Source organism: Streptomyces fagopyri (assembly GCF_009498275.1).
Taxonomy (GTDB): Bacteria; Actinomycetota; Actinomycetes; order Streptomycetales; family Streptomycetaceae; genus Streptomyces; species Streptomyces fagopyri.
Genome location: NZ_CP045643.1, coordinates 8,435,166 through 8,455,626, shown reverse-complemented (window position 1 = coordinate 8,455,626; position 20,461 = coordinate 8,435,166). Strand labels below are relative to the sequence as shown.

The 20,461-nt window shown below is 71.8% G+C and carries 13 protein-coding genes and 1 pseudogene; 4 read left to right on the top strand and 10 right to left on the bottom strand.

Annotated features, from left to right (window positions below):
- Positions 1-21: 21 nt before the first annotated feature.
- Genes GFH48_RS36550 through GFH48_RS36535 form a run of 4 tightly spaced genes read right to left on the bottom strand, consistent with a single transcriptional unit; the run spans position 22 to position 4,026 of the window.
- Entirely contained in the window at positions 22-1,188 is a 1,167-nt protein-coding gene (locus tag GFH48_RS36550; protein ID WP_153292343.1) for a thiolase domain-containing protein, read from the bottom strand.
- Positions 1,185-2,240 carry a thiolase domain-containing protein gene (locus GFH48_RS36545; protein ID WP_153292342.1) on the bottom strand — a complete coding sequence of 352 codons (1,056 nt, stop codon included), beginning with the start codon at positions 2,238-2,240 and terminating at the stop codon, positions 1,185-1,187. Before GFH48_RS36545 ends, GFH48_RS36550 begins: the two co-directional genes overlap by 4 nt.
- Complete coding sequence (locus GFH48_RS36540) at positions 2,241-3,182, bottom strand: Zn-ribbon domain-containing OB-fold protein (RefSeq protein WP_153292341.1); 942 nt, start codon at positions 3,180-3,182, stop codon at positions 2,241-2,243.
- Between the two features lie 43 nt (positions 3,183-3,225).
- Entirely contained in the window at positions 3,226-4,026 is an 801-nt protein-coding gene (locus tag GFH48_RS36535; protein WP_153292340.1) for a crotonase/enoyl-CoA hydratase family protein, read from the bottom strand.
- 177 nt (positions 4,027-4,203) lie between these two features.
- On the opposite strand from GFH48_RS36535, the gene GFH48_RS36530 reads away from it, so the two are divergent.
- Positions 4,204-5,865 (top strand): acyl-CoA synthetase, encoded by a 1,662-nt coding sequence (locus tag GFH48_RS36530; protein WP_153292339.1) that lies wholly within the window; start codon positions 4,204-4,206, stop codon positions 5,863-5,865.
- A 196-nt stretch (positions 5,866-6,061) separates the two neighbouring features.
- On the top strand, positions 6,062-7,366 hold the full coding sequence (gene paaK / locus GFH48_RS36525) for a phenylacetate--CoA ligase PaaK (protein WP_153292338.1): 1,305 nt from the start codon (positions 6,062-6,064) through the stop codon (positions 7,364-7,366).
- Between the two features lie 123 nt (positions 7,367-7,489).
- Here the strand turns inward: paaK and GFH48_RS36520 are convergent, their stop codons facing one another.
- A complete protein-coding gene (locus tag GFH48_RS36520; RefSeq protein WP_153292337.1) occupies positions 7,490-8,992 on the bottom strand; it encodes an acyl-CoA synthetase in 1,503 nt (500 codons plus the stop codon).
- 185 nt (positions 8,993-9,177) lie between these two features.
- Here GFH48_RS36520 and GFH48_RS36515 point away from each other — a divergent pair.
- Positions 9,178-11,687: pseudogene (locus tag GFH48_RS36515) on the top strand (penicillin acylase family protein).
- A 48-nt stretch (positions 11,688-11,735) separates the two neighbouring features.
- Here GFH48_RS36515 and GFH48_RS36510 read toward each other — a convergent pair.
- The 4 genes from GFH48_RS36510 to GFH48_RS36495 all read right to left on the bottom strand — a co-directional run bounded on the left by GFH48_RS36510 (position 11,736) and on the right by GFH48_RS36495 (position 18,416).
- Positions 11,736-13,295, bottom strand: coding sequence for an acyl-CoA synthetase (locus tag GFH48_RS36510; RefSeq protein WP_153292336.1), 1,560 nt, complete (start codon positions 13,293-13,295; stop codon positions 11,736-11,738).
- Complete coding sequence (locus GFH48_RS36505; RefSeq protein ID WP_153292335.1) at positions 13,292-14,404, bottom strand: NAD(P)H-dependent flavin oxidoreductase; 1,113 nt, start codon at positions 14,402-14,404, stop codon at positions 13,292-13,294. Before GFH48_RS36505 ends, GFH48_RS36510 begins: the two co-directional genes overlap by 4 nt.
- Positions 14,405-14,458: 54 nt before the next feature.
- Positions 14,459-16,027: a phytoene desaturase family protein gene (locus GFH48_RS36500; protein WP_153292334.1), complete on the bottom strand. Its 1,569-nt coding sequence runs from the start codon at positions 16,025-16,027 to the stop codon at positions 14,459-14,461.
- A 91-nt stretch (positions 16,028-16,118) separates the two neighbouring features.
- Positions 16,119-18,416, bottom strand: a complete 2,298-nt coding sequence (locus GFH48_RS36495) for a serine/threonine-protein kinase (RefSeq protein ID WP_153292333.1) — start codon at positions 18,414-18,416, stop codon at positions 16,119-16,121.
- A gap of 288 nt (positions 18,417-18,704) precedes the next feature.
- Here GFH48_RS36495 and GFH48_RS36490 point away from each other — a divergent pair, with 288 nt between their 5' ends.
- A complete protein-coding gene (locus tag GFH48_RS36490) occupies positions 18,705-19,151 on the top strand; it encodes a hypothetical protein (RefSeq protein WP_153292332.1) in 447 nt (148 codons plus the stop codon).
- Positions 19,152-19,175: 24 nt separating this feature from the next.
- On the opposite strand, the gene GFH48_RS36485 is transcribed toward GFH48_RS36490, so the two are convergent.
- Positions 19,176-20,366 carry an acyl-CoA dehydrogenase family protein gene (locus GFH48_RS36485; RefSeq protein ID WP_153292331.1) on the bottom strand — a complete coding sequence of 397 codons (1,191 nt, stop codon included), beginning with the start codon at positions 20,364-20,366 and terminating at the stop codon, positions 19,176-19,178.
- Positions 20,367-20,461: the final 95 nt, after the last annotated feature.

Sequence of the window (20,461 nt, the reverse complement as noted above, 5' to 3'; positions counted from 1 at the left end):
GGCCACGTGAGGGGGACGGTTTCAGGAGCTGGGCGGCTCGGCCCCGACGAGCCACATCGAGAAGAACTGGGAGCCGCCTCCGTAGGCGTGCCCCAGCACCCTGCGAGCCCCTTCCACCTGGTGTTCTCCCGCCTGTCCGCGGACCTGGAGCGCCGCTTCCGCGAAGCGGATCATCCCGGAGGCGCCGATCGGATTGGTGGAGAGTACGCCGCCCGACATGTTGACGGGCAGGTCCCCGTCGAGCTCGGTCACCCCGGATTCCGTGAGTTTCCACCCCTCGCCCTCGTCGGCGAAGCCGAGGTTCTCCAGCCACATGGGTTCGTACCAGGAGAAAGGTACGTACATTTCCACCGCGTCGATGTCCCGGCGCGGGTCCGCGATGCCCGCCTGCCGGTAGACGTCGGCCGCGCAGTCCTTGCCCGCCCGCGGCGAGACGCAGTCCTTGCCGGCGAACAGGGTGGGTTCGCTGCGCATCGCGCCGCCGTGCAGCCACGCGGGCGGACGCGGTGAACGGGCCGCGCCCGCGCGGTCGGTGAGGATCATGGCGCAGGCGCCGTCCGAGGACGGGCAGGTCTCCGAGTAGCGGATCGGGTCCCAGAGCATCGGGGAGGCCTGGACCTTCTCCAGGGTGATGTCGTGCTCGTGCAGGTGCGCGTAGGGGTTCTTGAGCGCGTTGCGGCGGTCCTTGTACGCGACCAGGGAGCCGACGGTGTCGGGCGCGCCCGTGCGCCGCATGTACGCGCGTACGTGCGGCGCGAAGAAGCCGCCCGCTCCGGCCAGCAGCGGCTGCTGGAAGGGGATCGGCAGGGACAGGCCCCACATGGCGTTCGACTCGGACTGCTTCTCGTAGGCCAGGGTCAGGACGGTGCCGTGGACGCGGCCGGCGACGAGGTTGGTGGCGACCAGTGCGGTCGAGCCGCCGACGGAGCCGGCCGTGTGCACGCGCAGCATCGGCTTGCCGACGGCGCCGAGCGCGTCGGCGAGGTACAGCTCCGGCATCATGACGCCCTCGAAGAAGTCCGGCGCCTTGCCGATGACGACGGCGTCGATGTCGGCCCATGTCAGCTCCGCGTCCGCCAGGGCCCGCCGGGCCGCCTCGCGGACCAGGCCGGCGATCGACACGTCCCGCCGCGCCGCCACGTGTTTGGTCTGGCCGACGCCTACGACGGCCACGGGCTCCTTGCTCATCGCGGATCCCCTTCGAGTACGGCGACCAGGTTCTGCTGGAGGCAGGGCCCGGAGGTGGCGTGGGCGAGTGCCCGGTCGGAGGTGCCCCGGTGGATGCGCGCGGCGGCCTCTCCGATGCGGACGAGACCGGCAACCATGACCGGGTTGGCCGCGAGCGCTCCGCCGGAGGGGTTGACGTCCACGTCGTCGGCGAGCCGCAGGGCCTTGCGCAGGACCACCTCCTGCGAGGTGAAGGGCGCGTGCAGTTCCGCGGTGTCCACGGGCCGGTCGAAGGCCCCGGCCCGCTCGGCGGCGAGGCGGGTGGACGGGGAGTCGGTCAGATCGCGCACGCCGAGACTGTGGGCCTCGATCCGGTGGTCGATGCCTCGGATCCAGGCGGGCCGCTCGCACAGTTCACGGGCCCGTTCCCCGGCCGCGAGGATCACCGCGGCGGCGCCGTCCCCGACCGGCGGGCAGTCACCGGTCCGCAGCGGACGTACGACGTAGTCGCCCTGGTCGACCGGACTCCGCAGCTGCGCGTGGGAGTTGGCGGCCGCCGAGGCGCGGCTGCGGGACGCGACACCGGCGAGGGCGGGTTCGTCGGTGTCGCCCGCGTCGATGAGCGCCCTGGCCTGGAGTGCGGCGAGCGCGACCGAGTCGGGCCACAGGGGCGCGACGTAGTACGGGTCGAGCTGCCGGGTCAGGACGTCCCGTACGGATCCGGGTGACGACTTCCCGTACGCGTACACGAGCGCGGTGTCGGCGTCGCCGGTCAGGAGCTTCGTCCAGGCCTCGTACAGTGCCCACGCCCCGTCCATCTCCACGTGCGACTCGGAGATCGGCGGCCAGGCGCCCACCCCGTCGAGGGCCATGGTGAAGGAGAAGGCGCGGCCCGCCAGGTAGTCGGTCGAACCGGAGCAGGTGAAGTCGATGTCGCTGGTCTTCAGACCGGTCCGGTCCAGCACCTCGTGCAGGACCGGCATGAGCATCTCCACCTCGGAGAGGTCGTCGCTGGTGCGCCGGTGGTCGGTCTGCCCGAAGGCGATCACGGCGACGTCCCTGATGGGCCGCATCTACAACAGCTCCTTGTACGTCTCGTAGTCCGCGTCGGGTTCGCCGGCCGGCCGGTAGTGGTCGGGGTGACGGCTGTCCGGTGTCCACACCGGTTCCACCCGCAGCCCCATCCGCACCTGGTCGTAGGGGATGCCGCCGATCCGGCCGTGCAGCGCGAGGTCCGCGCCGTCGAGGGCGATGTGGGCGTAGACGTAGGGCACTTCGATGTCGAGGTTCCTGGCCTTGATGTTGACGATGCAGTACGTGGTGACGGTGCCGCGCGGTCCCACCTCGACGCGTTCCTCGGTGGCCACCCCGCAGGTGGGGCACGCTCCGCGGGGCGGGACGTACACCTTGCGGCAGGACGGGCAGCGCTCCCCCACGGTGCGCCGTTCGGCGAGGGCCTCGATGTAGGCGCTCTGGGCCCGGCCGGGTGAGTACACGTAGTCGAGACGGGCGGGGGCGACGATGCCGGTCACCATGTCGGCGAACCGGCCGTCGTGGCCACCGGGTTCGTCCGGATCGCCGTCGTACGGTTCGAAGCAGGCGATGTCCGTGACGGCCCCGGAGCGTTCCTCCGCCCAGCGGACGCGTACCCGCATGCCGGTGCGGACGGCGTCGGGACCGGGCGCGTCGAGGGCGTGCAGCAGGGCCGTGTCGGCGCCGTCGAGCCGGACCAGGACCCAGGCGAAGGGCGTGTCGAGGGGCTGGCCCCGGCGCGGGGCGTGGTTCCAGGCCCAAGTGGTGACCGTACCGGTGGGGGCGACCTCGACCAGGTCGCTCAGTTCGTCGGCGGTGACGGGGTCGTACTCGACGGGCGGGACGAGCGTCCTGCCGTCGGTGGTCCGTACGCCGAGGACCACCCGCTCGCGCAGACCGGTGAGGAACGCGCTCTGCACGGGACCGAGCGAGCGGGTGAAGGGGAACTCGACGACGAGGGGGGCTTTGAGGACTTCGGGCATCCCGGATGTCTCCTTCGGAGGTCAGGCGCGCCCGGGCGGGAGCTCAGGCGCGCCGGTAGACGGGCGGGCGCTTCTCGGCGAAGGCACGGGTGCCCTCCTTGGCGTCGGCGGTGTCGAAGACCGGCCAGCCGCGCGTGAGTTCGGCGGCGAGGCCCTCGGTCTCGGTCATCTCGGCGGTCTCGTACACGGAGGCCTTGACGGCCTCGACGGCGAGCGGTCCGCAGGCGTTGACCCGTTCGGCGATCTCCAGGGCCTCGGCGAGCGCGGTTCCGTCCGGTACGACGTGCCCGACGAGACCGATGCGGGCGGCTTCGCCTGCCGAGTAGGAACGCCCCGTCAGGAGCATTTCGAGGGCGTGCGTGCGAGGGATCTGGCGTGGCAGCCGGACGGTGGAGCCGCCGATCGGGAACAGTCCGCGCCTGACCTCGAAGAGACCGAAGAGCGCCGACTCGCCCGCGACCCGGATGTCGGTGCCCTGGAGGATCTCGGTGCCGCCCGCGACGCAGGGTCCCTCGACGGCGGCGATCACCGGTTTGCGGGGGCGGTGGTGGCGCAGCATCGCCTTCCAGTGGAGATCGGGGTCGGCTTTCAGCCGGTCCCGGTACCGCTCGCCCTCCATGCCCTTTCCGGCCAGCGCCTTGAGGTCCATTCCGGCGCAGAAGGAACCGCCCGCACCGGTGAGCACGATCGAGCGGATCGCGTCGTCGGCGTCGGCCTCGGTCCAGCCGTCGTACAGGCCGACCAGCATCGGCAGCGAGAGCGCGTTCTTGGCCTCGGGCCTGTTGAGCGTGAGCACCAGCGTGGCGCCTTCGCGCCGCACGGTGAGGTGTTCCGTCCCACCCATTGCCGTCCTCCCGTCGCAGGAACGAGAACAGGTTGCAGGAGGCGTGGTGTCAGTACAAGGGTTTTCTGACAGGCAGTCAGATTTCTTCTGCGCGGGCCCTTCCCAGTTGTGGCGGGCTTTGCTCTGATGACCGTCGAGCCGAGGGGCGGCCCCGGACGTTCGGCGTCAGGAGGAACGGTGGAGTACAACCTTGCCGACCTGTTCGAGTCGGTCGTCGACGTGGTCCCCGACCGCGAGGCGCTGGTCCACCTCGACCATCCCGGCACGGGCGCGGAGCGCCGGCTGACGTACGCGCAACTGGACTCGGCCGCGAACCGCATCGCCCACCACCTCATCGACAGCGGCGTACGCCCCGGCGAACACCTGGGACTGCACCTGTACAACGGCATCGAGTACGTACAGACGGTGCTGGCCTGCCTCAAGGCGCGGATCGTTCCGGTCAACGTCAACTACCGCTACGTGGAGGAGGAGTTGGTCTACCTCTACCAGGACGCGGATCTGGTGGCCCTCGTCTTCGACGCGGAGTTCACCGACCGGGTGACGGCGGCACTCCCGCGGGCCCGCGCGCTGCGCCACCTCGTGCGCGTGCGAACCCCCGCGCACGACCCCGCGGCGACCGGTATGCCGACCGCCCCCGCCTCCGCTCCCGCCCCCACCGCGGCCTTCGTGGACTTCACGGACGCCGAGGCCGCCGGTTCTCCCGGGCGGGGTTTCCCGGCACGCTCGGCGGACGACCAGTTCATCATCTACACCGGCGGCACGACCGGGATGCCCAAAGGCGTCATGTGGCGGCAGGAGGACCTGTTCTTCTCGGGTCTGGGCGGCGGTGCCCCGACGGGTGAGCCGGTCGCGAAGCCGGAGGAACTCGCCGAACGGGTCGCGGCGGGCGGTGCGGGCATCACGTTCTTCCCCACTCCCCCGCTGATGCACGGGACCTCGACACTGACGGCCTTCATCGCCTTCAACTTCGGACAACGGGTGGTGATCCACCGCAAGTTCGTGCCCGAGGAGGTCCTGCGGACGATCGAGCGGGAAAAAGTCACCAGCGTGTCGCTGGTCGGCGACGCGATGCTGCGACCGCTGATCGACGCGCTGAACGGGCCGATGAAGGACACGGACTGCTCCTCCATGTTCAGCGTGTCGTCCTCCGGCGCCATCATGTCGGAGACCGTGCGCGCGCAGTTCCAGGCGCTGGTCCCGAACGTCATGCTGCTCAACAACTTCGGTTCCTCGGAGTCCGGGTTCAACGGCACCGCCACGGCCGACTCGGGACCCGACCGGGGCTTCCGGGTGCGCGTCAACTCCCGTACCCAGGTGGTGGACCCGGCGACCCACGAACCGGTCGCCCCGGGTGAACCCGGGCGCATCGCGCAGCGCGGACATGTTCCCCTCGGCTACTACAACGACCCGAAGAAGACCGCCGAGACCTTCTTCCAGAAGGACGGCGAACGATGGGTCCTGCTCGGCGACATGGCCACCGTCGACGAGGAGGGCGTCGTCACCGTCCTCGGCCGCGGCTCCCAGTGCATCAACACCGGCGGCGAGAAGGTCTACCCGGAGGAGGTCGAGCAGGCCCTCAAGTCCCATCCGGACGTGTACGACGCCCTGGTCGCCGGAGTACCGGACGAGAAGTGGGGCAATCACGTGGCGGCGGTCGTGCAACTGCGCGAGGGTGCGCGCCGGCCGTCCCTGGCGGACATCCAGGCCCACGTACGGGACCGTCTCGCCGGTTACAAGATCCCCCGCCAGTTGGTGATCACGGACACCATCCAGCGGTCACCGAGCGGGAAGGCCGACTACCGCTGGGCACGCTCGGTGGCGGCGGGGACCGGCGGCTGAGCCCCGCGCCGCCCTCACACCGCGCACACCCCGCACACCGCACCGCCCTCACTTCCCGCACACCGTGCAGGGGCTCGCGAAGAAACCGGACGCAGACCCCTTGCACGAGACGGACCGGCCTGAATTACTGATCCCGAACAGCTCGACCGAATGATCGGTCGCCCGGATTGGTACGGTTGGTGAGGGAGGAGTCCCCATGGCGGATTCCACGGTGTCGAAGGATCTGCTGGACGCGGGAGAGCGGCTGGACGCCGACGCGCTGCGGGCGTTGCAGGAGGAGCGGCTGCGGGCGTCGCTGCGGCACGCCTACGAGAACGTGCCCTTCTACCGGGAGTCCTTCGACAAGGCGGGCGTACGGCCGGAAGACTGCCGCACCCTGTCGGACCTGGCGCGCTTCCCGTTCACGACGAAGGCGGACCTGCGCGAGAACTATCCGTACGGGATGTTCGCCGTGCCCCACGAGCGGATCCGCCGCCTGCACGCGTCGAGCGGGACCACCGGGCGCCCCACGGTCGTCGGCTACACGGACAACGACCTCTCCATGTGGGCGGACATGGTGGCCCGTTCGATCCGGGCGGCGGGCGGCCGTCCGGGCGACAAGGTGCATGTGGCCTACGGCTACGGGCTGTTCACCGGCGGTCTCGGCGCGCACTACGGCGCGGAACGGCTCGGCTGTACGGTGATCCCCGCGTCCGGCGGTATGACGGCACGTCAGGTCCAGCTCATCCAGGACCTGCGCCCCGACGTCATCATGGTGACCCCCTCGTACATGCTCACGCTGCTCGACGAGTTCGAACGGCAGGGTGTCGATCCGCGCGGCACCTCGCTGAGGGTGGGTGTCTTCGGCGCGGAGCCGTGGACCGAGGAGATGCGGCGCGAGATCGAGGAGCGGTTCGCCATCGACGCCGTGGACATCTACGGCCTGTCGGAGGTGGTCGGCCCGGGCGTCGCCCAGGAGTGCGTGGAGACCAAGGACGGGCTGCACGTCTGGGAGGACCACTTCTACCCGGAGATCGTCGACCCGATCACCGGCGAGGTACTGCCGGACGGCTCCGAGGGCGAGCTGGTGTTCACCTCGCTCACCAAGGAGGCCATGCCCGTCGTCCGCTACCGCACCCGGGACCTGACCCGGCTGCTGCCCGGTACCGCCCGCGTCTTCCGCCGGATGGAGAAGGTCACCGGCCGCAGCGACGACATGGTGATCCTGCGAGGGGTCAACCTCTTCCCGACACAGATCGAGGAGATCGTGCTGCGCACCCCGGGCGTCGCACCGCACTTCCAGCTCCGGCTGACCCGCGAGGGACGCCTCGACGCGCTCACCGTACGGGCCGAGGCGCGGCCCGGCGCGACCCCCGAGGTGCGCGACGCGGCCGCGCACTCCATCACGGCGGCCGTGAAGGACGGGATCGGGGTGTCGGTCGCCGTCGAGGTCGTCGAACCCGAGTCGCTGGAGCGGTCCGTGGGGAAGATCAGGCGGATCGTCGACCTGCGGGAGCACTGACGAGCGTCCCGTCGGGCGGCCGCCGTCGCGCGGCCGTCCCACGGCGGCCGCCGGTCCACGTCCGGCCTCGGGCAGGTGCCGGCCCGTCGGAGCCTCGGGCGGACGCCCGCCCTCCGGCGCGGCCTACGACTCCGCCGCGAACCGGTCCCTCAGTTCCCGCTTGAGGATCTTCCCGCTCGCGTTGCGCGGCAGCTCGTCCACGAACAGCACCCGCTTGGGCGCCTTGAAGTGGGCGAGCTTCTCCCGGGCGTGCGCCACGAGTTCGTCCCCGCTGATCTCGCCGCGCGCGACGACGACCGCCGTGACCGCCTCGATCCACCGCTCGTCGGGCAGCCCGATCACCGCCACCTCGGCGACCGCGTCGTGCGTGTAGAGCGCGTCCTCCACCTGCCGCGACGCGACCAGGACGCCGCCCGAGTTGATGACGTCCTTCACCCGGTCCACGACGGTGAAGAAGCCGTCCCCGTCCCGCACCGCGAGGTCCCCGGAGTGGAACCAGCCGTCCCGGAAGGCCTCGGCCGTCTCCTCCGGCCTCTCCCAGTAGCCCTCGCACAACTGCGGTGAGCGGTAGACGATCTCGCCCCGCTCCCCGTCGGCCACGTCCTTGCCGGACTCGTCGACGACCCGCGCCTCCACGAACAGCACCGGCCGGCCGCAGGAGTCCATCCGGCCCTTGTGCTCGTGCGGGCCGAGGACCATGGCCAGGGGGCCGATCTCGCTCTGTCCGAAGCAGTTGTAGAACGCCAGCTTCGGCAGCCGCTCCCGCAGTCGCTCCAGGACCGGCACCGGCATGATCGACGCCCCGTAGTACGCCTTGCGCAGCCCGCTCAGGTCACGGGTCGCGAAGTCGGGCCGGTTGGACAGGCCGATCCACACGGTGGGCGGGGCGAACAGACTGTCCGCGCGTCCCGCCTCGACCAGGTCGAGGATCTTCTCGGCGTCGGGCGCGTCGAGGATCACGTTCACGGCGCCGACGGCGAGATACGGCAGCAGGAACACGTGCATCTGCGCCGAGTGGTAGAGCGGCAGCGCGTGCACGGGCAGGTCGCCGGCCTGCAGGTCGAGGGCGGTGATCGCGCTCAGGTACTCGTGCACCAGCGCGCGGTGCGTCATCATCGCGCCCTTGGGCAGCGCGGTGGTGCCCGATGTGTACAGCAGTTGCGTCAGATCCTCCCCGCGCGACTCGGGACCGTCGTACGGCGGGGTGTCGGCCAGGCGCGCGAGCAGTGAGTCGCCGGCGTCGCGCAGGGGCAGGACGCGCGTGCCCCCGGGCAGGTTTCCGGCCAGATCGGGGTCGGTCAGGACGAGTCCGCAGCCGGCCTGTTCGACGATGTAGGCCAGGTCGTCACCGGTGAGGTTCTGGTTGACCGGTACGTGCACCAGTCCGGCCCGGGCGCAGGCGAGGAAGCCGATGAGGTAGGCGTCCGAGTTGTGGCCGTAGGCGCCGACGCGGTCGCCGGGCTCAAGGCCCGCGGAGCGCAGGGCCTGGGCGGCGCGGGAGACGGCCTCGTCGAGTTCGGCGTAGGTCCACGAGCGGTCGCGGTAGTGGACCGCGACGCGCTCCGGGGTCCGCCGGGCACTGCGTCGCAGCACCCCGTCGACCGTGACGCTTCGTCCCGCCGTCATGACCTGCTCCTTCGTCCGTCCGCTCTGGCGTGATCCTCGTTCCGGTCCGTGAGCGCGGTCAAGCGTCCGGCGCGTTTGACGCGAAGACGCTGCACCCTGCCGTGGGACGCGGTGACACCCGGTCAAACGTCTGTGGCCGTTGTTACGCTCAACCGCCCCTTCCCTCACTGATGTCGGGAGGCACGATGCGCACCCGCCCCGGACGGTTCACCGTCCTGGCCGCCGCCCTGCTCGTCGCCACGGCCGCGCTGCCTGCCGCCGCCGCCGCGGACGGCCAGGGCCGGCAGCACCCTCCGTCCCGTCCGTCCGCCGGTGGCCTGTCCGCCGTGATCCGCTACACCGAGTACGGCATTCCGCACATCCTGGCCAAGGACTACACGAACCTCGGTTTCGGCACCGGCTGGGCGCAGGCCGCCGACCAGGTGTGCACCCTCGCCGACGGCTTCGTGACCGTGCGCGGCGAGCGCTCGCGCTACTTCGGCCCCGACGGGGCACCCGACGGCTCGCTGTCGTCGGCGACCGGGAACCTCTCCAGCGACCTGTACTTCCGCGGTGTCCGGGAGGCGGGCACGGTGGAGAAGCTGCTCGCCCGGCCCGCGCCGAGCGGGCCGAGCCGACAGGTCGGCGACCTGATGCGCGGGTGGGCCGCGGGTTACAACGCCTGGCTCGCGCAGAACCGCGTCACCGATCCGGCCTGCCGGGGCGCCGCCTGGGTTCGCCCCGTGACCCGGGTGGACGTGGCCGCGCGCAACTTCGCGCTGGCGGTGCTCGGCGGCCAGGGCCGCGCGGTGGACGGCATCACGGGCGCGCGACCGCCGGCGACGACGGCCGTCGCCACCCGCGCGCCCGAACGCGCGCCCACGAGCACGACCGCTCCCCGGGCGCGCCCTCGTCCTCGATCCCGTCCACGGTCGCCTCCCCGGCGCGCGCCGACGTGTCCGCGCGGAGCTTCGCCCGTGCCGCGCGGGATGCCTTCGACGGCGCCGACATGGGGTCCAACGCCGTCGCGTTCAGCGGCGCGACGACGGAGAACGGCCGCGGTCTGCTGCTCGGCAACCCTCACTACCCCTGGCAGGGCGGCCGCCGCTTCTGGCAGTCGCAGCAGACGATCCCCGGCGAGCTCGACGTCTCGGGCGGTTCACTGCTGGGCTCGGCGACGATGTCGATCGGGTACAACGCGCGGGTGGCGTGGAGTCACACGGTCGCGACGGGCGTCACCCTCAACCTCCATCAGCTGACCCTGGATCCGACCGATCCGACGACGTACCTGGTGGACGGGGTACCGGAGCGGATGACGAGACGGGCCGTCACCGTCGGGGTGCAGGACGGCCCGCCGGTCACCCGCACGCAGTGGTGGACCCGCTACGGTCCCGTCGTCACCTCCCTCGGAACTCAGCTCCCGCTTCCCTGGACCACGACGACGGCGTACGCGCTCAACGACCCCAACGCGTCCAACCTGCGGATCTCGGACACCTCTCTCGGCTTCAGCAGGGCCCGCAGCACGGCCGACATCCTCACGGTCCTCAGGACCACCCAGGGACTGCCCTGGGTGAACACGATCGCCGCCGACTCGGGCGGTCACTCGTTGTTCACCCAGTCACAGGTGCTCCCCCGGATCACCGACGAACTGGCCCGGCGCTGCTCGACGCCACTCGGCAAGGTCACCTACCCGGCGTCCGGGGTCGCGGTCCTCGACGGCTCACGCGGCGAGTGCGCGCTGGGCAGCGACCGGGACGCCGTGCAGCCGGGCATCTTCGGGCCCGGGAGGATGCCGGTCCTGCGGGACGCGCCCTACGCGGAGAACTCCAACGACAGTGCCTGGCTGGCCAACGCGGACCGGCCGGTGACCGGGTACGAGCGGGTGTTCGGGACGATCGGAACCGCGCGCTCGATCCGTACACGGGGCGCCATCGACGACGTCACGGCGATGGCGGCGAGGGGCGGGCTCACCGAACGGGACCTGCTGGCACAGCAGTTCACCGACCGCGCTCCCGTGGGCGACCTCGTCGCGGACGACGCGGCACGGGCGTGCGCCGCGCTGCCGGGCCGGCGGGCGACGGGCGGCGACGGCAGTCCCGTCGACGTGCGCGGGGCGTGCCGCGTGCTCGGGGCGTGGGACCACACCATGAACACGGGCAGCCGAGGGGCGCTGTTCTTCGACCGCTTCTGGCGCAGGCTGACCGCCCTGGTGCCGGCCGCGCAGCTCTGGAAGGTCCCGTTCTCGGCGGCCGATCCCGTGCACACCCCGAACACGCTCGACACGGGGGCTCCGGGGTTCGCCACGGCCCTCGCGGACACGGTGACGGAGTTGCGTACGGCGGGCATCGCGCTCGACTCCCCGCTGGGCGACCACCAGTTCGTCGTGCGGGGCGGCAAGCGCATCCCGGTGCCGGGCGGCACGGAGTCGCTGGGGGTGTGGAACAAGGTCGAACCGGTGTGGGATCCCGCGGCCGGCGGATACACCGAGGTCACCACCGGTTCCTCGTACATCCAGGCGGTCGGCTGGGACGGGGGCCCCTGCCCGGTCGCCCGTACGCTCCTGACGTACTCCCAGTCGTCGAACCCGAACTCGCCGCACTCCGGCGACCAGACGCGGCTGTTCTCCGGCGGGCGCTGGGTGACCCCACCGTTCTGTGGGAAGGACATCCTGTCCTCGCCCGGCCTGCGGGTGGTCCGGGTGCGCGAGCACCGCTGACCTGGGCCCTGTGGTCCCCCGCGGGTGGGGGGCCACAGGAGAGCCGGGTCAGACGGGTCGGGTGCGGCCCTGCCAGTACGGTTCGCGCAGCCGCCGTTTGTACAGTTTCCCGTTGGGGTCGCGCGGCATCGACTCGATGAAGTCGACGCTCTTGGGCCGTTTGTATCCGGCCAGCCGCTCCGCGCAGTGGCGCAGGACGTCCGCGGCGAGGTCCGCTCCCGGTGTGTGTCCGGGCGCGGGCTCGACGACGGCCTTGACCTCCTCGCCCCAGTCGTCGTGCGGGATGCCGAAGGCCGCCGCGTCGGCGACGGCGGGATGGGCGAGCAGCGCGGCCTCGATCTCGGCCGGGTAGATGTTGACGCCACCTGAGATGATCATGTTGATCTTGCGGTCGCGGAGGAAGAGATAGCCGTCCTCGTCGAGGCAGCCGAGGTCGCCGACGGTGAAGAAGTCGCCGATGCGGTTCTTCCTGGTCTTGCTCTCGTCCTTGTGGTACGAGAATCCGCCGGTGCTCATCTTCATGTAGACGGTGCCGAGTTCACCGGGGGGCAGCCGTCTGCCGTCGTCGTCGAAGACGGCGAGTTCGCTGATGGGCCAGGCCCTGCCGACGGTGCCGGGCTTCTTCAGCCAGTCCTCGGCGGTCGCGAAGGCGCCGCCGCCCTCGCTGGCCGCGTAGTACTCCTCGACGCTGTGGCCCCACCACTCGATCATGGCCCGTTTCACGTGGTCGGGGCAGGGGGCGGCGCCGTGGATGGCGTGCCGCATCGACGACACGTCGTAGCGGGCCCGGACTTCCCCGGGGAGCGCCAGCAGCCGGTGGAACTGGGTCGGGACCATGTGGGTGTGGGTGCACCGGTGGGTGTCGATGACCCGGAGCATCTCCTCGGGCGTCCACTTGTCCATCAGCACCAGCCGGTGGCCGATGTGCAGGGAGGCACCCGCGAACTGGAGTACGGCCGTGTGGTACAGCGGCGAGCAGACGAGGTGGACGTTGTCGTCGAAGGGTCTGATGCCGAAGATGCCGAGGAATCCGCCGAGGTAGGACTCCTCGGGGAGCTTGCCGGGCAGCGGCCGGCGGATGCCGCGAGGACGGCCCGTGGTGCCCGAGGTGTAGTTCATGACCCAGCCGAGGGTGCGCTCTGCGGGCGCCGATCCGTCCTGTCCGGCGAGGAGTTCGGCGTACGGCCGGAATCCCTCGACCGTGCCGACGGCGTAGCGGCACACGTGCGGCAGGTCCGCCTCGTCGGCGGCGTGACGGGCCGCGTCGGCGAACCGTTCGTGGGCGATGAGCACCTTGGCACCCGAGTCCGAGACGATCCAGGCGATCTCGGGGCCCACCAGGTGGTGGTTGACGGGGACGAGATACAGGCCGGCCTGCGAGGCGGCGAGGTAGGCGACGAGGAACTCCACGCCGTTGGGCAGGACGACGGCGAAGGCGTCGCCGCGTTCGAGGCCGGCGGCGCGCAGCCCGTGCACCAGACGGTTGGCCTCGGTGTGCAGACGGCCGGCGGTCCACTCGTCCCCTTCCGGGGTGACGAGGACCGTGCGGCCGGGGTCGGCGGCGGCCTGGGCCCAGAAGCCGTTCGGTGACGGCGGGGTGGTGGTCACGGTCGGTCGCTCCTTCCGGCGATCCGGTTGACGCGGTCGACGGCCTGCTCGAAACCGCGGGTGAGGTCGTCGAAGACGGCCTGGACGCTGCGTTCGCTGTTCATCCGGCCGACGATCTGCCCGACGGGCGTCCCGAGCAGCGGCTCCACCTCGTACTTCTGGATGCGGGAGACCGCCTCGGCCACCAGCAGCCCCTGCAGGGGCATGGGCAGGGTGCCGGGACCGTGCGGGTCGTCCCAGGCGTCGGTCCACTCGGTGCGCAGCTGACGGGCCGGTTTCCCGGTCAGCGCGCGCGAGCGGACGGTGTCGCCGGACCCGGCGGCCAGCAGCTTGCGGGTCACGGCCGGCGAGTGCAGGTCGGCCTCGGTGACGGTCAGCCACAGGGAACCGAGCCACACGCCCTGGGCGCCGAGGCTGAGCGCGGCGGCCACCTGCCGTCCGCTGCCGATGCCGCCCGCCGCGAGGACGGGCAGCGGGCCGACGGCGTCCACGACCTCCGGCGTGAGCACCATCGAGGCGATCTCCCCGGTGTGGCCGCCCGCCTCGTAGCCCTGCGCGACGACGACGTCGATGCCCGCCGCGGCGTGCTTGCGGGCGTGCCGGGCGCTGCCCGCGAGGGCCGCGACGAGCACTCCTCGCTCGTGAGCGCGCCGCACGACGTCGTCGGGGGGCGAGCCCAGCGCGTTGGCGAGCAGTCTGATCGGATAGTCGAAGGCGACGTCGAGCTGGGTGCGCGCGACCTGTTCCATCCAGCCCGTGATGCGCCAGCCGACCGCATCCCCCTCGGCGAGGCTGGGCACGCCGTATTTGGCGAGGGTGTCGGTGACGAACTGCCGGTGTCCTTCGGGGATCATCGCCTCGACGTCCGCCTCGGAGACCCCCTCGACCTTCTTGGCCGGCATCACCACGTCCAGGCCGTAGGGCCTGCCGCCGACATTCGCCTCGATCCAGTCGAGGTCGCGCTTGAGGTCGTCGGGGGCGGTGTAGCGGACCGCGCCGAGCACGCCGAGTCCGCCGGCGCGGCTGATGGCCGCGGCGACGGCGGGAAACGGCGTGAAGCCGAAGATGGCGTGCTCGAGCCCCAGTTGCTTGCTCAGCTCCGTCTGCATGGCCGCAGGATGCCGCAGTCGTCCGGCCGAGGGAAGGGCTTTTCTGATGCTCCGTCAGTTTTCTCGGCGGCCGTCCTCCTCCAGCACGGCCATGGCGGCGTTGTGCCCCGGGACCCCGCTCACCCCGCCGCCGCGCACCGCGCCCGCCCCGCACAGCAGGACGTTGGCGTGCGCCGTCTCGACGCCCCAACGGCCCGTGCCCTCCTGGACGTAGGGGAAGGCGAGGTCGCGGTGGAAGATGTTCCCGCCGGGCAGTCGCAGGTCACGCTCCAGGTCGAGCGGGGTCTTCGCCTCGATGCACGGACGGCCCTCCGCGTCGGTGGCCAGGCAGTCCGCGAGCGGTTCGGCGAGTTGGGCGTCGAGTTGCGCCAGGGTCGACTTCAACAGCTCCGCGCGTACGGCGTCGTTGTCGTGCGCGAAGAGCCGGGCGGGCGTGTGCAGACCGAAGAGCGTGAGTGTCTGGTAACCCTGGTCGACCAGCTCCGGGCCGAGGATGCTGGGGTCGGTGAGCGAGTGGCAGTAGATCTCGGAGGGCGGGGCGGCGGGCAGCCGGCCGGCGGCGGCCTGCGCGTGGGCGGTCGCCAACTGCTCGTACCCCTCCGCGACGTGGAAGGTTCCGGAGAACGCCTCGCGCGGGTCGACGGAGCTGTCGCGCAGCTTGGGGAGGCGCTTGAGCAGCATGTTCACCTTGAGCTGTGCTCCTTCGGCCGGGGTCGGCGGCCGGTCTCCCGTGAGGGCCGCCAGCTCCTGCGGCGAGGCGTTCACCAGGACGTGCCGGGCCCCGACGACGCCCTCCCCGTCGGCGGTCCGGTAGGTGACCTCGGCGCTTCGGCCATCGGTCTGGACACGGATCGCCTCGTGGCCGGTGGCGATCACGGCGCCCGCGCCGCGCGCCGCGCCGGCGATCGCGTCCGTCAGGGCCCCCATGCCGCCGACCGGGACGTCCCAGGCGCCGGTGCCGCCGCCGATCACGTGGTACAGGAAGCAGCGGTTCTGGCGCAGCGAGGGGTCGTGGGCGTCCGCGAAGGTGCCGATGAGGGCGTCGGTGAGGACGACGCCGCGTACGAGGTCGTCGCTGAAGTTCTCCTCGACGGCGACGCCGACCGGCTCCTCGAAGAGCACCCGCCAGGCGTCCTCGTCGTCGATCCGGCCCCGCAGCTCGTCGCGGGTGGGCAGCGGTTCGGTGAGGGTCGGGAACACCCGCTGGGCGACACGGCCGGTCATGCCGTAGAAGCGCTGCCAGGCCTCGTACTCGCGGTCCGATCCGGTCAGCCGCCGGAACGCCTCGCGGGTGCGCCGCTCGCCCCCGCCGACGAGGAGTCCGGTGGGCCGTCCGTCGCGTTCGACGGGCGTGTACGAGGACACGGTGCGCCCGCGGACCCGGAAGTCGAGACCGAGATCACGGACGATCTTCCGGGGCAGCAGGCTGACCAGGTACGAGTAGCGCGACAGCCGCGCGTCGACCCCGGCGAACGGCCGGGTGGACACGGCGGCGCCGCCGGTGTTCCCCAGGCGCTCCAGCACCAGGACGGAGCGTCCGGCACGGGCCAGATAGGCGGCGGCGACGAGTCCGTTGTGGCCCCCGCCGACGATCACGGCGTCATATCCCTCGTGTGCAGGCATGGTTCTTGGTAGCACGCGATGATCTAGGTCTGCCAGAGGTGCGCGGCAGCCGGCGGGCGCCCGGATGGCGGGCGGGGTCGGTCCGGGAGGCTCAGCGTCCCTCGGCCGTCCGCTGCTGCCGCGACGCCGCGACCCGCCGGTACAGCTCCGCGGCCTCCTGGGCACGCCCCAGCTGCTCCAGACAGTGCGCCTCGTCGTTGCGGCCGGCCAGTGCGTCGGGGTGGCCCTCACCGAGGAGGCGCTCGCGGGCGACGGCGACGGCACGGTACTCGGTGAGGGCGTCGGCCCAGCGGCCGAGCCAGCCGAGTCCGACGGCGACCTCGCGGCGGCTGACGAGGGTGTCCGGATGGCCGGGGCCGAGGACCCGTTCACGGATCGCGCACACGTCGCGGGACTCGGCGAGCGCCTCTTCCCAGCGTCCCATGCGGCCGAGGTTGACGCCGAGTCCGTGCCGGGCGCGCAGGGTCTCGGGGTGGGCGGCGCCGTGCACCCTGGTGCGGTCGCCGATCAGGTCGCGGTACAGCTCCAGGGCCTGCGCGCTGCGACCCAGGCGGCCGAGACTGATGCCCACCTCGTAGCGGGCGGAGAGCGTGTCCGGGTGGTCGGGGCCGAGCGCGCCCGCCCGCGCCTCGGCCACCTCCTGGTAGGTGCGCAGCGCCTCCGGCCAGTGTCCCAGCCGGCCCAGCGCGTAGGCGACTTCGTAGCGGGTGAGAAGGGTGTCGGGGTGGGCCGGACCGAGCACCCGCGCGCGGGCGTCCGCGACCTCGCTCGCCATCCGGTACGAGTCCTCCAGACGGCCCAGCCTGCTCAGGCTGAAGGCGAGGTTGTGCCGACAGCGCAGGGTGTCGGGGTGGTCGGCGCCCATGGCGCGCTCCCGGGCGGCGAGCACGGACGCGTAGGCCTGGTGCGCCTCGAAGTGCCGGCCCAACTGACCGAGCACGTACGCCGTTTCCTGTCGGGCGGCCAAGGTGTCGGGGTGGTCGGGGCCGAGGACCCGTTCCCTGGCCTCGGCGACCCGCGTGTACGCGTCCAGCGCGTCGGCCGGCCGGCCGGTGCGGCTGAGGGTGAAGCCGACCTCGTACCGGCTGGCGAGCGTGTCGGGGTGGTCGGGGCCGAGGACGTGCTCCCGTTCGGCGGCGACCGCGCGGTGCACCTCGCCCGCCTCGGTCCACCGGCCGAGCCGGCCCAGGCCGAGTCCCGCGTGGTGCCGCCCCGCCAGGTCGGTGAGCGACTCCGGTGACGGCGCGGGCCGTTCGGTGCCGTGCCGCGGCCCGGAGTCCGTCGTCGAGGGGCGTACGGTCCACTCCCCGGTGAGCCCGGCCGCCGTGTCCGGCGGCATGACCCGCGGCCCGGTGCCGGTCGCCTTGTGGCCGGTGGTCATGCCCCGCGTCCAGGCGGGCAGCACCGGGTCGCGGGACGACTGCGCCTTCGCCTGCGGCTGCGGCTGCGGCTGCGGCTGCGGCGAGGACGTCAGGATCCGCTGGTCGGGGGCCGGCCGGCGAAGGACCGGGGACACGACCGTGGGCGCGTGCACCGGCGTCGTACGGCCCTCGGTGATCCGGCGGCCGAGTTCGCGGGCGTCCTGCGGCCGCTCCTCCGGCTCCTTGGCCAGCAGGTCCAGGATGATCCGCTCGACGTACTCGGGCAGTTCGGCCCGGCGCCTGCGAGGCGGCTCGGGAGAGGTGTCCCGGTGGCTGATCAGGACCGACCACGCGTCGTCGAGGTCGAAAGGCGGTGCCCCGGTGGCGATCTCGTAGAGCACACATCCGAAGGAGTACAGATCACTGCGCCGGTCCACCTCGGCACCGCTGATCTGCTCCGGCGACATGTAGTGCGGGGTGCCCATCGCGATACCGGTGCCGGTCAGCCGCGCCGTGAAACCGATGTCGTGGCCGAGCCTGGCGATGCCGAAGTCGCAGATCTTCACGGTGCCGTCGGCGAGCCGCATGATGTTCGCCGGTTTCAGGTCCCGGTGCACGATGCCCTGTTGATGGGTGTACGCGAGCGCGGCCGACACCTGGTCGGCGATGTCGACGACATCGGCGACCGGAAGCGGGCGCTGCTCGTTGACCTCCAGCAACTGACCGAGGTTGTGCCCCTCCAACAGCTCCATGACCAGGTACAGCACTCCGTCGGACTCGCCGAAGTCGTGCACGACGGTCACCCCGCGGTGCTGCAGCGCGGCGGCCACCCGGGCCTCGCGCCGGAATCTCTCCCGCAGGACGCCGGTGAAGGACTGGTCGCGGTGCGGACCGGCGGGCTTGAGGCACTTCACGGCGACCTGCCGCCCCAGCGACTCGTCACGGGCGCGCCACACCTCGCCCATGCCTCCCCGCCCGATCAGATCGAGCAGTCGGTACCGGCCCTGGATCAGCCTGGTTTCCGCCATCTCGTGCGATCGCCCCCGTCGCTGCTCGCCGCACCCTCCCCTGGCCCGTCCAGTATGGCGAGTTATCTGCCGACTTTGTACGGTGCCTGGCGCGAGTCGGGCCGGGCCGCGCACCGCGCACCGCGCAACGTGTGCCAACGCCGGGACCGACCGGGCGCGGAGCGACCACGGCATCGGCCCCGCCCGGCTCGACAGCGGTCACAGACGGCGGTCACGGACGGCTTCACCGGCAGCGTCACCGACGGCTCCGGCCGAGGGCTGTCAGTCGTCGGTGCCAGAATCGGCGGCATGACGCTGTGCGACTACTTCTCCGCCGCCGACGACCGAGCCGCCGTCGCCGTGGCCGGATCGCCCGGTGGGCCGGACCCGGCCGCGCTCGACGTGGTCTCTCTGAAGGGGATCGACCCGGTGGTCGCCATCGCCCGGCTCGAAGCGATCGCGACGGACTGCGGCTACGAGGAGGCCGGCCAACGCCCGCGGTCCGGGCTGCTGTTGTACGGGGCGGGCGTCGACGGCCCGCTCCTGTTCAGTGTGTCGGACACCCTGGTGGCGGCTCTTGTCACCGCGAGCCGGGACGACCTGCGGCGCTTCGCCCAGTCGTGGTCCGTGACCGCGGAGCTGCGGCACGACCAGGTCGACGCCGGGACGGCGGCCGGCGCCCTGGAGGCGCTGGCCGGCCTGGCCCGGCGCGCCCACCCGGCCGGTCTGCGCCTGTACTGCCGGTGGTCACTGTGAGAGGCCGGGTCTCCCCCCGGCGCGTCAACGCCGCACCCGTGGCATCCCCAGCCCGATCCACGAGATGATCTCGCGCTGGATCTCGTTGTTGCCGCCGCCGAAGGTGAAGATCACCGCCGACCGGTAGCCGCGTTCCAGTTCGCCGTGCAGGACCGCGCCCGCCGAGCCCTCCTTCAGGACACCCGGCGCGGCGACGATCTCCATGAGCCAGGCGTACGCGTCCCGGCGCGCCTCGGAGCCGTACACCTTGACCGCGGAGGCGTCCTGCGGGGTGAGGGTGCCCTCCTGGACGGCGTTGACCATCTGCCAGTTCAGGAGCTTCATGGCGTCGAGCCGGGTGTGGGTCTGCGCGAGCCGGCGGCGCACCCAGGGGAGGTCGACGACCCGGCGGCCGTCGGCGAGTTTGGTCTCCATGGCCCAGCGCTGGACGTCGTGCAGGGCGCGGATCGCCATGGTGCCGTGCGCGGCGAGGGTGACGCGCTCGTGGTTGAGCTGGTTGGTGATCAGCCGCCAGCCCTTGTTCTCCTCGCCGACCCGGCGGGAGGCGGGGACACGGATGTTCTCGTAGTAGCTGGCGGTGGTGTCGTGCGAGGCGAGGGTGTTGATGAGGGTGCAGGAGTATCCGGGGTCGGAGGTCGGTACGAGGAGCATGGTGATGCCCTTGTGGGGCGGCGCGTCCGGGTCGGTCCGGACCGCGAGCCACACCCAGTCGGCGGTGTCGCCGTTCGTCGTCCAGATCTTCTGCCCGTTGACCGTGTAGTGGCCGGTGGTCTCGTCGCCCTCGCGTACGGCCCTGGTCTTCAACGCGGCCAGATCGGTGCCCGCGTCGGGCTCGCTGTAGCCGATCGCGAAGTCGATCTCGCCGGAGAGGATCCGGGGCAGGAAGTACCCCTTCTGCTCCTCGGTGCCGAACCGCATGATCGTGGGGCCGACGGTGTTGAGCGCCATCAGCGGCAGAGGTACGCCCGCCTGGGCGGCCTCGTCGAAGAAGATGAACTGCTCCATGGGCGTGAGCCCGCTGCCGCCGTACTCCTTGGGCCAGCCCACACCGAGCCGGCCGTCCGTGCCGAGCCGGCGGACCGTCTTCCGGTAGAACCGCTTCTGGGCCGCCGGGTCGCCGTACCGGGCGTAGGCGTTGTCGGGCACCAGCTCGGCGAAGTAGTCGCGCAGTTCGGTCCGCAACCGCTGCTGCTCCGGCGTGTATTCGAGATGCACGGCGCCTCCTGGCTCCCCAAAGCGGGACCTGACGGCGCACACCGTAGAACGTGTTCCAGAAATAGGGAATGGCGGCGACATGCGAGAAGGGGGCG

Excerpts from the sequence above, each read along its gene's own strand:
- GFH48_RS36550 (WP_153292343.1), bottom strand. The coding sequence starts at position 1,188 with ATGAGCAAGGAGCCCGTGGCCGTCGTAGGCGTCGGCCAGACCAAACAC.
- GFH48_RS36545 (WP_153292342.1), bottom strand. The coding sequence starts at position 2,240 with ATGCGGCCCATCAGGGACGTCGCCGTGATCGCCTTCGGGCAGACCGAC.
- GFH48_RS36540 (WP_153292341.1), bottom strand. The coding sequence starts at position 3,182 with ATGCCCGAAGTCCTCAAAGCCCCCCTCGTCGTCGAGTTCCCCTTCACC.
- GFH48_RS36535 (WP_153292340.1), bottom strand. The coding sequence starts at position 4,026 with ATGGGTGGGACGGAACACCTCACCGTGCGGCGCGAAGGCGCCACGCTG.
- paaK (WP_153292338.1), top strand. The coding sequence starts at position 6,062 with ATGGCGGATTCCACGGTGTCGAAGGATCTGCTGGACGCGGGAGAGCGG.
- GFH48_RS36520 (WP_153292337.1), bottom strand. The coding sequence starts at position 8,992 with ATGACGGCGGGACGAAGCGTCACGGTCGACGGGGTGCTGCGACGCAGT.
- GFH48_RS36505 (WP_153292335.1), bottom strand. The coding sequence starts at position 14,404 with ATGCAGACGGAGCTGAGCAAGCAACTGGGGCTCGAGCACGCCATCTTC.
- GFH48_RS36500 (WP_153292334.1), bottom strand. The coding sequence starts at position 16,027 with ATGCCTGCACACGAGGGATATGACGCCGTGATCGTCGGCGGGGGCCAC.
- GFH48_RS36495 (WP_153292333.1), bottom strand. The coding sequence starts at position 18,416 with ATGGCGGAAACCAGGCTGATCCAGGGCCGGTACCGACTGCTCGATCTG.
- GFH48_RS36490 (WP_153292332.1), top strand. The coding sequence starts at position 18,705 with ATGACGCTGTGCGACTACTTCTCCGCCGCCGACGACCGAGCCGCCGTC.